Raw genomic sequence first — 13082 nt, forward strand, 5'->3', positions numbered from 1 at the left:
GCGATGGTTAGGGGAGGCAGGACCGTAGAATCGCCCGCACTTCGGGGCCCAGAATAAGCCCCGCTCAAACGGATCGGCGATCAGGAAATGCTCTCGTTTTCTGATCTCGATGCAGCATTCGGGTACTCTGAACGCCGCGGCAGGCATGCCGCAAGAAGCGCGCCTGCCACGCCGGGGAAGTCCCGCTCTATGACATCGAGCTTGCTCCGACGGCTGTTGCGATGTCAGCCGTCGCCGAGAAACATCGGCTTTGCAAGGCCTGTCGGCGATACGACCTACAACGGCAACGAAACGTGCCTAAGGTTTGAATGCAAACCGCGTTTCGAGCGGGCCGTTGACGGCTTGCAAGGTCGAGGCTGCAAGCCGTCGCTTGACCCAGTTTAACGCCCTTGGAAAATCTTGATCAGCTTCGGTGTGAACTTGTGGCTTTTGCTGTCAACGAAGTCATCGTAGGTGGCGCGACCGGAAATCATCGCCGCTAGAAGCCGATTGCAGGCAACGCGCGGAGCGTCTTTGTCCGAAGCGTTTGTCACGATGCCAGCGTTGCGGCGCGCATTTGCATCGAAGCTCTTCACGCAAATATTGACAGCCTCATTTCTCGCTCTTGCACTCCCCTGCGTCAAAGTAACGAAGGAATCATATTCCTGGCGAGTCGGTACGCAGGCAGCGAGCAAGGCCATGGCAATCAATACTATTATGGTGCGAGTAGGCATTGTTACCTTATTCCTTTAAATATCCGATGGTCGGTTTCTGGTGTTTATTTCGATTCGTGTGATGCAGGAAAGACAACGCGCAAAAATTGCGATGTCGCCCAGAAGAAAAATTGCTGCATTTTGACAGTTCAGCCCTGCCGTATACTGCCCTAATCACAATAGGCGGGATGTTGTTTCGCCCGACGGGTTGTAATTTGCCGCCAATCCTGAGGAGGCGGAACATGAGAACCATCCTATCCAGCGTCGGCGCTGCGGCCTTCATGCTGTCGGCTGTGAACACCTATGCCGTCGATCTTCCGGCCGGCGCCAAGAAGGTCACGATGGAAGAGTTTAAAGCATTTGCTGATGGCAAGCATGTGAAGGTGGAGATCGTTGATCTGGACAAGCCCGTGACCGCTGATCTGGTCTGGAACTGGAAGAAGGGCACGATCACCGGTAAGGCTGATGTCGGCGGCAAAACGATCGACGTGAAAACCAAACTCACATTCAAGGGCGATAAAGCTTGCTCCAATGGCAAGGGCGAAAAACCGAGCTGCCATTCGATCTATATCGACGGCGACAAGTTCTACGAAGTTCGCGATGATATGAAAGTTCATGCGGTCTCGACGGTCGGCTGAAGCTGCGGCTCGATTAAGGAACTTGCTGACATGTGGGCAGTCGCAGTGGACACGGCCCGCCAACACGGCGGGCTGATGTTTTACCTTGAAGGCCCATGACGGATCTGCGCTGCCCGGATCTTCTTAGCGATCGAGGAAATGCTCGAAGTAGATCTCGGGGATCGGGTAGGCGTAGACGCCTCTATCGACGAAGCCGTGTCTGTAGAGGCAGTTTCTCAGCGCCGCGTTGTAATGCAGGCTTTGCGGATCCGGCGAGCCGCGTCGCCAGGAACCCGCCTCCGGCACGCACCACCGGAGCGATTTGTCGTATCGAGCCAGGAGGACCGGATCGGTATCGACCCGGATGCCGCTGTAGGATTGATAGTTTGAAGGAGACTCCGCGGCCGAAATACAGCCCAAGCTAAGCGCAACGCCAACGACTGCCATCAATTTCATTGGATTTAGTTCTCCCCTGATCGATTATCGAAGTAATCGAGCGGAACGTTATTGGTTCCAATGCCTGCGGGCAAGGGGACTTGTGGCCTGCGGTCTGAGCGGCGCATGGACTGGATTGCCGGCGCTCCGTGACAGATGAGCCTCGATCGCGAAGCGCCGGGCTCTTCGATCAATCCAGGAGATCGGCCGGTACTTTGCCGCCATTTTCCGACAGGCGTTTCATCAGTGCCTTGTGCAGCCACATATTCATCTTGGCGGAATCACCGATGTCGCCGGTATAGCCGAGTTCAGAGGCGAGCTCCTTGCGCTCGGCCATGCTCGCATCCATTCCGACCGCTTTCATCAAATCCACGATCGAGTGGCGCCAATCGAGTTTCTGGCCGCTCTTTTTCACGGCCGCGTCGAGGATCGGGACGATATCGACATTTGCTGTGGACGGTGCCGCGGCCGGCTTGCTTTGAGCGGGAGAGGCGGCAGGTGCGGCACTGGGCGCTGCCGGCGGCGAGACGGGCGCCTGGGCGGGTTGCGTCTTCGGCGCGCCTGATGCAACGGGTTCGGCTGCTTTCGCTTCTCCGAAGATTGCATGTTTGATCTTGTCGAAAATGCCCATTCTTGAACCTCCAGTTCCATTAGATGAGAACATGCTGAAACATGGACTTCCTGCCTGATATATCCAGACGGAGGGGAGTTATTTTTGCCTATCTCAATCGATGATGGAAAATCCAGTTTCAAGGCAAGGTGCAGGCGACCCGCAAAACGCTGCGAATGGATCAATCGCCGTCCAGTCGCATCGAGATCTGCGCTTTTCTTGCCCGCTGTGAAGATTGCTGACGCGGCCGGGAAGGAAATACTCGGCCGGCACTCCGGCCGATGCAAGACATGCTCGCTTTCGGCACAGTCGGGTTGGCAATTCGTATTTCAATAACCGTGAAAGATCATTGTACGCCACAGAGCCGACTTGCCCCGCTGTGTTGTGAAACATTCGTCATCCCTTCACGTTGCCTTGCCATGGATGTCCCGCAGGTTGCAGGCGTCCAGACGATCGAAGGCACGCGCGTTCCTCGATTTTCGATTGCCGGGCAGATCGCTTGGCGAATGGGAAACGGAGGAAAAACATGACCCATAATCACAATGGACTATCCCTGGCGGTGCTTGCATCCACCTGCGCCCTGCTTGCCATGCCGGCAAGCGATGCACACGCCATCGATGTCGGCGTATCGGTAAATGCCGGCAATGCCGCCAGCGCCGATGTCGGGGCGTCGCTTGGCGGCGGCAGTGGCATCCGCGCCGATGCCAATGCTTCCGTCGGCGGTTCGAGCGGCGTCAACGCCAATGCGACCGCCAATGCCGGCGGCGGCCGGGGCGTTGATGCCGATCTCAATGCACGCATCGGCGGCTCCAGTGGGCTTGATACCGATGCCACGGCCTCGGTCAGACGCGGCAGCGGCATCGATGCCAATCTCGCCATCGGCGGGGCAGGGGGCAGCAACAAATCCGCGGCAGACGGTAACCTCAGCGCATCGCAGGCCCGCATCCTGGATGACTTCCGGTCGAGGCCGGTCAATGAGCAACGCAAGATGCTTGTCCGTTGCGTTGATATCTCATCGCCTGGCGGCTCGGCCTCAGGTGGTTCTGATTCCGGCCTTGCCGGTCTCTGCAGCCTGCTGCAGGCGTCAGCCTCGCGCTGAACGTGAAAGACCCGCCGAACCGGAAGGCACGGCGGGTCTTTCAAATTGCTCGGTTCCCCAGCCTTATGCAGGATCTGCCTAATGCAGGATCTGGCTGAGGAACAGCTTGGTGCGTTCGTGCTGCGGATTGTCGAAGAACTCGGCCGGGGAATTCTGCTCGACGATCTGGCCCTGATCCATGAAGATGACGCGGTTGGCGACCTGGCGGGCAAAGCCCATTTCATGGGTGACGCACAGCATGGTCATGCCTTCCTCGGCAAGGCCCACCATGGTGTCGAGCACTTCCTTGATCATCTCGGGATCGAGCGCCGAGGTCGGCTCGTCGAACAGCATGATCTTCGGGTTCATGCATAGCGACCTGGCGATCGCCACGCGCTGCTGCTGGCCGCCGGAAAGCTGTCCCGGATATTTGTTGGCCTGCTCGGGGATCTTGACGCGCTTGAGGAAATGCATGGCGATTTCTTCCGCCTGCTTCTTCGGCATCTTGCGCACCCAGATCGGCGCCAGCGTGCAATTTTCGAGGATCGTCAGGTGGGGGAAGAGGTTGAAGTGCTGGAACACCATGCCGACTTCGCGCCTGACCTCGTCGATCTTCTTCAGGTCGTTGGTGAGTTCGGTGCCGTCGACGATAATGCGGCCCTTCTGATGCTCTTCCAGGCGGTTGATGCAGCGGATCATCGTCGACTTGCCGGAACCCGACGGGCCGGCGATGACGATGCGCTCGCCGCGCATGACCTTAAGGTTGATATCGCGCAGCACGTGAAAATCGCCGTACCACTTGTTCATGTTGATGATATCGACCGCCACTTCCGTTGCGGAAACGGTGAGCTTTTTAGCTGGAGCTTCAGCCATGATTGTTTTCCCTCATTCTTATCGTTTGTGGCCGGTATCGAGATGGCGTTCAATGAATGCTGAATAGCGCGACATGCCGAAGCAGAAAAGCCAGAAGGCGAAGCCGGCAAAGATCAGGCCGGTCAGCGGCGTGACGGCGCTGGCCCAGTAAGCGTCGCTGAAATTCAGGCGGACGATGCCGAGCAGATCGAACATGCCGATGATCGAGACCAGCGATGTGTCCTTGAACGTACCGATGAAGGTGTTGACGATGCTCGGTATGACCAGCTTGATCGCCTGCGGCAGGATGATGAGCCGCATCTTCTGCCAATAGCCGAGGCCGAGCGAATCGGCACCCTCAAACTGACCCTTCGGGATCGCCTGCAGACCGCCGCGGATAACCTCCGCCATATAGGCCGAGGTGAAAATCGCGACGCCGATCAGCGCCCTGAGCAGTTTGTCGACATTCCAGCCGGTGGGCAGGAAGAGCGGCAGCATGACGCTTGCCATAAACAGCACGGCGATCAGCGGAATGCCGCGGACGATCTCGATGAAGCCGATGCAGACTGTGCGGATGATCGGCATATGCGAGCGCCGCCCAAGTGCCAGGATGACGCCGAAGGGAAGCGATACGGCGATGCCGACGAAGGAGAGTACCAGCGTCACCATCAGGCCGCCCCAGAGCGAGGTCTCGACCGGCTCAAGCCCGAAACCGCCGCAGAGCAGCCAAATGGACAGAAGCGGCAATGCGATGAACAGCAAGATGGCGTTCAGCCCCTTGCGCGGGGCGCGGGGGATCAGCATCGGCACCAACAGGACGATGAACAGGATGCCGACGATCGTCGGGCGCCAGCGCTCGGAGAGCGGATAACGGCCATAGACGAACTGATCCATCTTGGCGTTGACGAAGGCCCAGCAGGCGCCACTCCAGCCATCCGGCTGGATGCCGCCCTGCACGGTTGTCGCGCAGAATGTCCGGTCCGGGCCGCTCCAGACGGCCTGGACGAACAGCCAGTTGATCATATGCGGCAGTACCCAGGCGAGAACGGCGAGTGCAAGCACCGTCATCACTATATCCTTGGGTGTCGCAAGCAGGTTCTTGCGGACCCAGGCGAGGGCGCCCCTTTCGCCGGGAGGGGCCGGTTCGGGTGCCAGCATGGCGGTTCTGACGAAGGATTGGTTCGATATCGACATCTTATCGCTCCACCAGGGCCATTTTGGCGTTGAACCAGTTCATGAAGACCGAGGTCACGACGCTGAGCAGCAGATAGGCGACGACCACCAGGAACATGAGCTCGACGGCCTGACCGGTCTGGTTGAGGATCGTGCCGCTGACGGCGAAGTAATCGGCGAAACCGATGGCGATCGCCAGCGACGAATTCTTCGTCAGGTTCAGATACTGGCTGGTCAGTGGCGGAATGATGATGCGCAGGGCCTGCGGCACCACGACGAGGCGCGTGATGCTCGATGGATGCAGCCCGAGCGCGCCTGCCGCTTCCGACTGGCCCTTCGCCACGCCGCGAATGCCGCTGCGTACGATCTCGGCGATGAAGGCTGCGGTGTAGAAGGAGAGGGCCAGGAAGAGCGACATGAACTCCGGACCGATGACGCTGCCGCCGGTCAGGTTGAACTTGCCGGCAACCGGCATGTCGAATGACATGGGCAGGCCGCTTAGCAGGAAGGCGAGAATCGGCAGCCCGACGATCAGGCCGATCGCCGCCCAGATCGTATGGAACTGCTTGCCTGTTGCCGCCTGCCGCTTGTGCGCCCATTTCGTCATCAGGACGGTTGCGACGATCCCGATCAAAAACGCGATGCCGACAACCCACATGCCGGTCTCGAAGATCGGCTTCGGGAAGGCGAGCCCGCGATTGTTGAGGAACATGTTGAGCGGCAGATGCAGCGATTCACGCGGCTGCGGCAACACGGCAAGAACGCCGGAATACCAGAAGAAGATGACGAGCAGCGGCGGGATGTTGCGGAATACTTCGACATAGACGGTGCAGAGCTTGGCGATCAGCCAGTTGCGCGAGAGCCGGCCGATGCCGATGACGAAGCCGATGATCGTCGCGGTGATGATGCCGGTGATGGCGACCTGGATCGTGTTCAGGATGCCGACGAGCAGGGCGCGTCCATAGGTGCTGTCGCTCGAATAGCCGATCAGCGACTGGCCGATCTCGAAACCGGCGCGTCCGCGCAGGAAGGCAAAACCCGATGCCGTATTGCTGCGGGCAAGGTTTGCTGCCGTATTGTGCGCGATCCATGTGATCGCCACGACAAGCACCACGACGGTTAGGATTTGGAAGAAAATACCCCGAATTCTCGGGTCGTACATGGCGGAGCTCAAACTCCAGCCGGTCGCATGCAAAGGTACAGATGCCTCTTGCGTCATGCCGCGCCAATCCCCTGTGAGCCCGTTTTTGGGCTTTTCTTTTTTGGAAGAGGAAAGGCGTTTTACCGCCTTTCCCTGCTTTTCAAGCGGTGCGCGATCAGCGAACCGGCGGAGCGTACTGGATGCCGCCCTTGCTCCAGAGAGCGTTGAGGCCGCGTGCGATCTTCAGCGGGCTGCCCTGGCCGATATTGCGCTCAAAGACTTCGCCGTAATTGCCGACGTTCTTGATGATGTTGTAAGCCCAGTCGTTGGTCAGGCCGAGGTCGGTGCCAATCTTGGTATCGGCCTCGCTGCCGAGGAAGCGCTTGATATCGGGGTTCGGCGAGTTCTTCATCTCGTCGACATTCGCCTGGGTGATGCCGAATTCTTCGGCGTTAACAAGCGCATAGGCCGTCCAGGAAACGATGTCGAACCACTGGTCGTCGCCCTGGCGCACAGCCGGGCCGAGCGGCTCCTTGGAGATGATCTCCGGAAGGACCATGTGCTCGTCGGGGTTCTTCAGCGTCAGGCGCAGCGAATAGAGGCCGGACTGGTCGGTGGTATAGACGTCGCAACGGCCGGAATCATAGGCGGCGTTGACTTCTTCAAGCTTTTCGAAAACCACCGGATTGTACTGAAGGTTGTTCGCCTTGAAATAGTCGGCGAGGTTCAGTTCGGTGGTCGTGCCCGACTGCACGCAGATGGCCGCACCTGATAGTTCCAGCGCCGACTTCACGTTCAGGCTCTTGCGAACCATGAAGCCCTGACCGTCGTAATAGGTGACCGGGCGGAAGTTGAAGCCGAGTGCGGTATCGCGGTTGATCGACCAGGTGGTGTTACGCGACAGAATGTCGATTTCGCCGGACTGCAGTGCCGGGAAACGATCTTTCGCCGACAGTGGCGTATATTTGACTTTGGTCGGATCGCCGAGGACGGCCGAAGCGACGGCCTTGCAGAAATCGACGTCGAAGCCGGCCCAATTGCCGGATGCATCAGGCTGCGCGAAACCGAGAAGGCCGGTATTGACGCCGCATTGCACGAAACCCTTCGCTTTGACGTCTCCGAGAGTGGTGGCCGAGGCAGCCGAGGTGCCAAGAGCGAAAACTGCTGCGCCGAGTGCGGCGGACAGAAGCTTGTTCTTCATTTTTTCCCAACCTTTTCCGTTGTCTTATATTTTCTTGTGGGGAAGTTCCGGCGGAAAAACCTGCCGCCCCCAATGTCTCGACACCCTCCCGGCGCGAGTGCCCTATCACAGTCGCAAATGTCACCATGGTCAAGTGTCACCATCAATAATTGCGGCAAAATTCAGAATTTTGGTTGATTGCGCCGCATTCGAGGGCGGTTGGCTATGAAATAGGCGTCCGATTGCGGAAAAATAACGCGAAATTCGGAAATTCCATCATGTCCAAGCGTTGTCGCCAACCCACGGTCAAGGGGTTGACCGGAAACGGCGGGGCGTCCAAAAGTCTGGTTTTGCGCCCCTCGCCAAAGGCTATTTCCGACATGAAAGAAAAAGACAGCTTGCTGCAGAATGCCGGCATCAACACCCGCCTGACGCATATCGGCAACGACCCTTTCGACTATCACGGCTTCGTCAATCCGCCAGTCGTGCATGCCTCGACGGTGCTGTTTCCGAATGCGCGCACGATGGAGACACGCTCGCAGAAATACACCTATGGAACGCGCGGTACGCCGACGACGGATGCGCTCTGCGAGGCAATCGACGCACTCGAAGGCTCGGCCGGCACGATCCTCGTCCCCTCGGGCCTTGCAGCCGTGACCATTCCGTTTCTGGGTTTCGTCGCCGCCGGCGACCATGCGCTCGTCGTCGATTCGGTCTACGGCCCGACGCGCCATTTCTGCGACACGATGTTGAAGCGTCTTGGCGTCGAGGTCGAATATTACGACCCGTCGATCGGCGCCGGCATAGAGACGCTCTTCCGACCGCACACCAGGGTCGTCCACACCGAGGCTCCCGGCTCCAACACCTTCGAGATGCAGGATATCCCGGCGATCTCGGCGGTGGCGCACCGCCGCGGCGCCGTTGTCATGATGGACAATACCTGGGCGACGCCGCTCTATTTCAAACCGCTCGATCACGGCGTCGATATCTCGATCCACGCATCCACGAAATATCCCTCAGGCCATTCCGATATCCTGCTTGGAACCGTGTCGGCCAATGCCGAGCACTGGGAGCGGCTGAAGGAAGCAAACGGTGTGCTCGGCATCTGCGGCGCGCCCGATGACGCTTACCAGATCCTGCGCGGATTGCGCACCATGGGCCTGCGTCTGGAGCGGCATTATGAAAGCGCGCTTGATATCGCGCAATGGCTGGAGGGCAGGGAGGACGTCGCCCGCGTGTTGCATCCGGCCTTGCCGAGTTTCCCCTCTCATTATCTATGGAAGCGCGATTTCAAAGGCGCCAGCGGCATCTTTTCCTTCGTGCTCGCCGCCGATGGCCCGGAAAAATCCAGGGCAAAGGCGCATGCCTTTCTCGACGCGCTCCGGATCTTCGGTCTCGGCTATTCCTGGGGTGGCTTTGAAAGCCTCGCATTGCACGCCTATCTCAACGACCGCACGGTCGCCAAGGCTCCGACGGATGGTGCTGTCATCCGCCTGCAGATCGGCATCGAGGATGTGGTTGACCTCAAGGCCGATATCGAAAGGGGTTTTGCCGCCGCAAGCGCTGTCTGACACGCTGTGCTTTATGGCAGACGCAGAGCCCGGTACCCGTAAATCCAGTCGAGGTCCGCCGCCAGGCTTTGCGGCGGCTTGAGGCCGAGCACGAGATCGCGGCCGATCCGGATTGGCCCCTTCGCATGATAGGCGAACCGGTTGAAGGCGCCGCGCTGGCGAAGTTTCGCGATGCGTGGCGCCCGATGGCTTTCAAAGAGCTTTATAGCTTCCGCCGCCGGACGATTGGAAAGAAACACGGCAAGTTCGTAGGCGTCTTCGATCGCCATGGCCGCGCCCTGTGCGGCAAAGGGCATCATCGCATGCGCGGCATCGCCGATCAGAACTGTCTTGCGGCCGTCCTGCCACGCACCGGCGGAGGTTTCGAACAGCGGCCAGAACGTCAGCTTCCGGCGTTGGTCGAACAGCGAGACGATCGCGGCGTTCCAGCCCGAAAAGCGTTTCCTGAGTTCTGCGCGCTGCTCGGCCGTCGGCTCGCTTTGCCAGGCCTGCGGCGCGCTGTTGCCGGCGGTTATCGCCACCATGTTGAAGTTGGCAGTCTCCCTCAAAGGGTAGCAGACGAGATGTGCCGAGCCGCCGAGGAAAGCGCATACGCTTTGTCGGTCGAGGAAGCCGGGCGCTTCGGTTTCGGCAATGGTGAAGCGGTAGGCGATATTGCCGGAAAACCGTGGCGAGGGGCTGCCCGGAACCAATTGTCGCAGCTTCGACCAGACGCCGTCGGCGCCGATGACGGCATCGGCGTCCCGCTCGAAATCCGGCAGCGCCGATTCCATCCTGATACCAAGGTGAAGCCGGCAGAGCGGATCGGCCTCGACCGCGGCCAAAAGGGTTTTCTGCAATGTGCTGCGATGCAGGACGCCATAGGGAGCGCCCCAGCGCTGCCGTGCGAATGTGCCTGCAGGCACGGCTGCCAGCTGGCGCAGCGAACTGCCCGAGATCAGCCGGATCGTTTCCGGCTCGAGCCAGACCTTTGACAACCCGTCAAGGATACCAAGTTCGGCAAGAATGCGCGAGGCGTTGGGCGAAACCTGCAAGCCGGCGCCGACCTCGGTGAGTTCACCCGCCTGCTCGAAGATGTCGGAGCTGATGCCCCGACGCGAAAGCGATAGCGCAGCGGTCAGCCCCGATATCCCGGCGCCGATGATGGCGGCATGTTCGACCGGCATTATCCGTCCGATCCGAAATCTGGACGGGTTACGCCGCCTTCACGTGGAAAACGCAGCCGGCCGGGTTGGTCTGGCTCGGCTTGAGCGCGGAATTGAAGCGATAGAGCGTCGAACAGTAGGAACAGACCTTCTCGTTGTCGTCGCCCATGTCGATGAAGATATGCGGATGGTCGAACGGGGCCGAAGCGCCGGTGCACATGAATTCCTTGACGCCGACTTCGATAACCCGGTGACCGCCGTCGTTCTGGAAGTGGGGAATGTTGTGGCCGGCCATGTCGCTCTCCGAATGCTTGAAATCTGCGCGGACCTTATAAGCCTTCGCCGCAAATGTGTAGAGCCAAAGCGCCGCGGTGGGTACTGTTTTTAGGCACAGTTTCTAGCTTCACGATGAATGGCGGCTCGATTATGGTCGCGCGGAAAAGGCCCTGAAGGAAGACGCGATGAACCTGAACACGCCTGCATTTTCAAGCTTCACCCATGACGGATTGAAGCTCGCCTTCTTCGATGAGGGCGATCCGGCCGGCTTGCCCGTCTTGTTGATCCACGGATTTGCTTCGACCGCAAACGTCAACTGGGTGCACCCCGGCTGGCTGAAGACGCTGGGCGATGCCGGCTACCGGGTGATCGCCATCGACAATCGTGGCCACGGCGCAAGCGACAAGCCGCACGATGCCGAAGCCTATCGTCCATGGGTGATGGCCGGCGATGCGATCGCGCTTCTGGATCATCTCGGCATCCCGGAAGCCAATGTCATGGGTTATTCGATGGGCGCGCGCATTTCGGTCTTTGCCGCCCTTGCCAATCCGCATCGGGTCCGCTCGCTGGTGCTCGGCGGTCTCGGCATCGGCATGACCGACGGCGTCGGCGACTGGGATCCGATCGCCAATGCGCTGCTTGCTCCCTCGCTCGAGGACGTCACGCATGACCGCGGCCGCATGTTCCGCGCCTTCGCCGAACAGACTAAGAGCGATCGCGTCGCCCTTGCCCTCTGCATCCGCGGCTCGCGCGATCTCGTTGCCCGCACGGATATGGGAAGGCTCGACATGCCGACGCTGATCGGCGTCGGCACAAAAGACGATATCGCCGGCTCGCCGCAGGCGTTGGCGGCGCTGATGCCTGATGCCGAAGCGCTGGATATTCCGGGCCGTGATCACATGCTCGCCGTCGGCGACAAGGTTTTCAAGCAGGCGGTGCTGGCCTTCTACGCGAAAGTCGCCAGCGGGTGACATTGGTGGGTGAGATCATCATGATGCCGAAAACCCATGCTAAAAAACCATGGCGACGGCACCCATTTATGTTATTGGCGTTTTCCACTATATATTGGCATTCCGAAAACGGCATTCCTGTTGGCAACGAGGAGAGCGGCCATGGTCGCCAAGACTGATATTCGTGCTTTTGAGACAGGCCATCCGCTAAAGGTGATGGATCCCATCTGGGACAGCCTGCGCGAGGAAGCCCGGCTCGCCGCCGAACGGGACCCGGTTCTCGCCGCCTTCCTCTACTCGACAGTGATCAACTACCATTCGCTCGAGGAATGCGTCATCCATCGCATCTGCGAACGTCTCGATCACCCCGACATGCAGGCGAACCTGCTTCGCCAGACCTTCGAGGAAATGCTCTCCGATTGGCCGGAATGGAGTTCCATTCTGCGCGTCGACATCCAAGCCATCTACGATCGCGATCCCGCCTGCCTGCGGTTCATGGAAGCCGTGCTCTATTTCAAGGGCTTCCACGCGCTGCAGACACACCGTCTCGCCCATTGGCTGCTGAACCGCGGCCGGCGAGATTTCGCGCTCTATCTGCAGAGCCGTTCTTCTAGCGTCTTCCAAACCGACATCAATCCGGCCGCCCGGATCGGCAAAGGCATCTTCCTCGATCACGCCACCGGCCTCGTCGTCGGCGAGACGGCTGTGATCGGCGATAACGTCTCGATCCTGCATAACGTCACGCTCGGCGGTACCGGCAAAGAGGGCGCCGACCGCCATCCGAAGATCGGCAGCGGCGTCATGATCGGCGCCGGCGCAAAGATCCTCGGCAATATCGAGATCGGCTACTGCTCACGCATCGCCGCCGGTTCCGTCGTCTTGAAAGCGGTGCCGCCGAAGAAGACGGTCGCCGGCGTACCGGCCAAGGTCGTCGGCGAAGCAGGTTGTTCCGAGCCGTCGCGCAACATGGACCAGGTGATCGGCGCCGATATCTGATCGGCTGCCGGAAGGATTGGGAAAGGTCGGCGGGGACGAAAATTGCCAAGTGGCAACCTTGCCTTTACACCGCTGCTTTTCCTGTGCAAGAAGCGGTCAATCAAGACCGTTTACGGAGATACAGAGTGAAGCCTGAAGAAATCAAGAAGCTCGACGCCTATTTCAAACGCATGCTCAATCCGCAGATCGTCGTCAAGGCGCGTCCGCGCAAGAATGATTCTGCAGAAGTCTATCTCGGCGAAGAATTTCTGGGCGTCGTCTATATCGATGACGAGGACGGCGACCGCTCCTACAACTTTTCGATGGCGATCCTCGACGTCGATCTCTAATCCGCTCGAACGCTTTCCAAGGGACCGAACGGCGCGA

The 13082-nt window shown here is 59.5% G+C and carries 15 protein-coding genes; 6 read left to right on the forward strand and 9 right to left on the reverse strand.

The window, feature by feature from the left end; translation table 11 throughout:
* Positions 1-380: 380 nt before the first annotated feature.
* Complete coding sequence (locus OS035_RS19155) at positions 381-713, reverse strand: hypothetical protein (RefSeq protein ID WP_331813984.1); 333 nt, start codon at positions 711-713, stop codon at positions 381-383.
* Between the two features lie 221 nt (positions 714-934).
* Between OS035_RS19155 and OS035_RS19160 the strand changes: the two genes are divergently transcribed.
* Complete coding sequence (locus tag OS035_RS19160) at positions 935-1330, forward strand: hypothetical protein (RefSeq protein ID WP_003586717.1); 396 nt, start codon at positions 935-937, stop codon at positions 1328-1330.
* A gap of 123 nt (positions 1331-1453) precedes the next feature.
* On the opposite strand, the gene OS035_RS19165 is transcribed toward OS035_RS19160, so the two are convergent.
* Positions 1454-1765 (reverse strand): hypothetical protein, encoded by a 312-nt coding sequence (locus OS035_RS19165; RefSeq protein ID WP_097625342.1) that lies wholly within the window; start codon positions 1763-1765, stop codon positions 1454-1456.
* A gap of 169 nt (positions 1766-1934) precedes the next feature.
* A complete protein-coding gene (locus OS035_RS19170) occupies positions 1935-2375 on the reverse strand; it encodes a DUF3597 domain-containing protein (RefSeq protein WP_097625343.1) in 441 nt (146 codons plus the stop codon).
* A 505-nt stretch (positions 2376-2880) separates the two neighbouring features.
* On the opposite strand from OS035_RS19170, the gene OS035_RS19175 reads away from it, so the two are divergent.
* A complete protein-coding gene (locus OS035_RS19175; protein WP_097625344.1) occupies positions 2881-3453 on the forward strand; it encodes a hypothetical protein in 573 nt (190 codons plus the stop codon).
* A gap of 78 nt (positions 3454-3531) precedes the next feature.
* Here the strand turns inward: OS035_RS19175 and OS035_RS19180 are convergent, their stop codons facing one another.
* From OS035_RS19180 to OS035_RS19195, 4 genes are all read right to left on the reverse strand, one after another.
* Positions 3532-4305: an amino acid ABC transporter ATP-binding protein gene (locus tag OS035_RS19180; protein ID WP_097625345.1), complete on the reverse strand. Its 774-nt coding sequence runs from the start codon at positions 4303-4305 to the stop codon at positions 3532-3534.
* Positions 4306-4323: 18 nt separating this feature from the next.
* Positions 4324-5478, reverse strand: coding sequence for an amino acid ABC transporter permease (locus tag OS035_RS19185; RefSeq protein ID WP_097625346.1), 1155 nt, complete (start codon positions 5476-5478; stop codon positions 4324-4326).
* A 1-nt stretch (position 5479) separates the two neighbouring features.
* Entirely contained in the window at positions 5480-6676 is a 1197-nt protein-coding gene (locus OS035_RS19190; protein WP_097625347.1) for an amino acid ABC transporter permease, read from the reverse strand.
* Between the two features lie 97 nt (positions 6677-6773).
* Positions 6774-7799: an amino acid ABC transporter substrate-binding protein gene (locus tag OS035_RS19195; RefSeq protein ID WP_097625348.1), complete on the reverse strand. Its 1026-nt coding sequence runs from the start codon at positions 7797-7799 to the stop codon at positions 6774-6776.
* A gap of 359 nt (positions 7800-8158) precedes the next feature.
* On the opposite strand from OS035_RS19195, the gene OS035_RS19200 reads away from it, so the two are divergent.
* Positions 8159-9349: a cystathionine beta-lyase gene (locus OS035_RS19200; RefSeq protein WP_097625465.1), complete on the forward strand. Its 1191-nt coding sequence runs from the start codon at positions 8159-8161 to the stop codon at positions 9347-9349.
* 11 nt (positions 9350-9360) lie between these two features.
* Here the strand turns inward: OS035_RS19200 and OS035_RS19205 are convergent, their stop codons facing one another.
* Both OS035_RS19205 and OS035_RS19210 read right to left on the reverse strand, forming a co-directional pair.
* Entirely contained in the window at positions 9361-10515 is a 1155-nt protein-coding gene (locus OS035_RS19205; RefSeq protein WP_097625349.1) for an FAD-dependent monooxygenase, read from the reverse strand.
* 28 nt (positions 10516-10543) lie between these two features.
* Positions 10544-10789, reverse strand: a complete 246-nt coding sequence (locus tag OS035_RS19210; RefSeq protein WP_003539274.1) for a zinc-finger domain-containing protein — start codon at positions 10787-10789, stop codon at positions 10544-10546.
* 166 nt (positions 10790-10955) lie between these two features.
* Here OS035_RS19210 and OS035_RS19215 point away from each other — a divergent pair, with 166 nt between their 5' ends.
* The 3 genes from OS035_RS19215 (at position 10956) to OS035_RS19225 (ending at position 13045) form a co-directional block, all read left to right on the forward strand.
* Complete coding sequence (locus tag OS035_RS19215; protein WP_097625350.1) at positions 10956-11741, forward strand: alpha/beta fold hydrolase; 786 nt, start codon at positions 10956-10958, stop codon at positions 11739-11741.
* 141 nt (positions 11742-11882) lie between these two features.
* Positions 11883-12716, forward strand: coding sequence for a serine O-acetyltransferase (cysE, locus tag OS035_RS19220; RefSeq protein WP_012557537.1), 834 nt, complete (start codon positions 11883-11885; stop codon positions 12714-12716).
* 125 nt (positions 12717-12841) lie between these two features.
* A complete protein-coding gene (locus OS035_RS19225; protein WP_037094675.1) occupies positions 12842-13045 on the forward strand; it encodes a DUF3126 family protein in 204 nt (67 codons plus the stop codon).
* Positions 13046-13082: the final 37 nt, after the last annotated feature.

Origin of the sequence: Rhizobium sp. 268 (genome assembly GCF_036571585.1) — a bacterium.
Taxonomy (GTDB): Bacteria; Pseudomonadota; Alphaproteobacteria; order Rhizobiales; family Rhizobiaceae; genus Rhizobium; species Rhizobium redzepovicii.

Coding starts and splice junctions, on each gene's coding strand:
- OS035_RS19155 (WP_331813984.1), bottom strand. CDS start 713: ATGCCTACTCGCACCATAATAGTATTGATTGCCATGGCCTTGCTCGCT.
- OS035_RS19160 (WP_003586717.1), top strand. CDS start 935: ATGAGAACCATCCTATCCAGCGTCGGCGCTGCGGCCTTCATGCTGTCG.
- OS035_RS19165 (WP_097625342.1), bottom strand. CDS start 1,765: ATGAAATTGATGGCAGTCGTTGGCGTTGCGCTTAGCTTGGGCTGTATT.
- OS035_RS19170 (WP_097625343.1), bottom strand. CDS start 2,375: ATGGGCATTTTCGACAAGATCAAACATGCAATCTTCGGAGAAGCGAAA.
- OS035_RS19175 (WP_097625344.1), top strand. CDS start 2,881: ATGACCCATAATCACAATGGACTATCCCTGGCGGTGCTTGCATCCACC.
- OS035_RS19180 (WP_097625345.1), bottom strand. CDS start 4,305: ATGGCTGAAGCTCCAGCTAAAAAGCTCACCGTTTCCGCAACGGAAGTG.
- OS035_RS19185 (WP_097625346.1), bottom strand. CDS start 5,478: ATGTCGATATCGAACCAATCCTTCGTCAGAACCGCCATGCTGGCACCC.
- OS035_RS19190 (WP_097625347.1), bottom strand. CDS start 6,676: ATGACGCAAGAGGCATCTGTACCTTTGCATGCGACCGGCTGGAGTTTG.
- OS035_RS19195 (WP_097625348.1), bottom strand. CDS start 7,799: ATGAAGAACAAGCTTCTGTCCGCCGCACTCGGCGCAGCAGTTTTCGCT.
- OS035_RS19200 (WP_097625465.1), top strand. CDS start 8,159: ATGAAAGAAAAAGACAGCTTGCTGCAGAATGCCGGCATCAACACCCGC.
- OS035_RS19205 (WP_097625349.1), bottom strand. CDS start 10,515: ATGCCGGTCGAACATGCCGCCATCATCGGCGCCGGGATATCGGGGCTG.
- OS035_RS19210 (WP_003539274.1), bottom strand. CDS start 10,789: ATGGCCGGCCACAACATTCCCCACTTCCAGAACGACGGCGGTCACCGG.
- OS035_RS19215 (WP_097625350.1), top strand. CDS start 10,956: ATGAACCTGAACACGCCTGCATTTTCAAGCTTCACCCATGACGGATTG.
- cysE (WP_012557537.1), top strand. CDS start 11,883: ATGGTCGCCAAGACTGATATTCGTGCTTTTGAGACAGGCCATCCGCTA.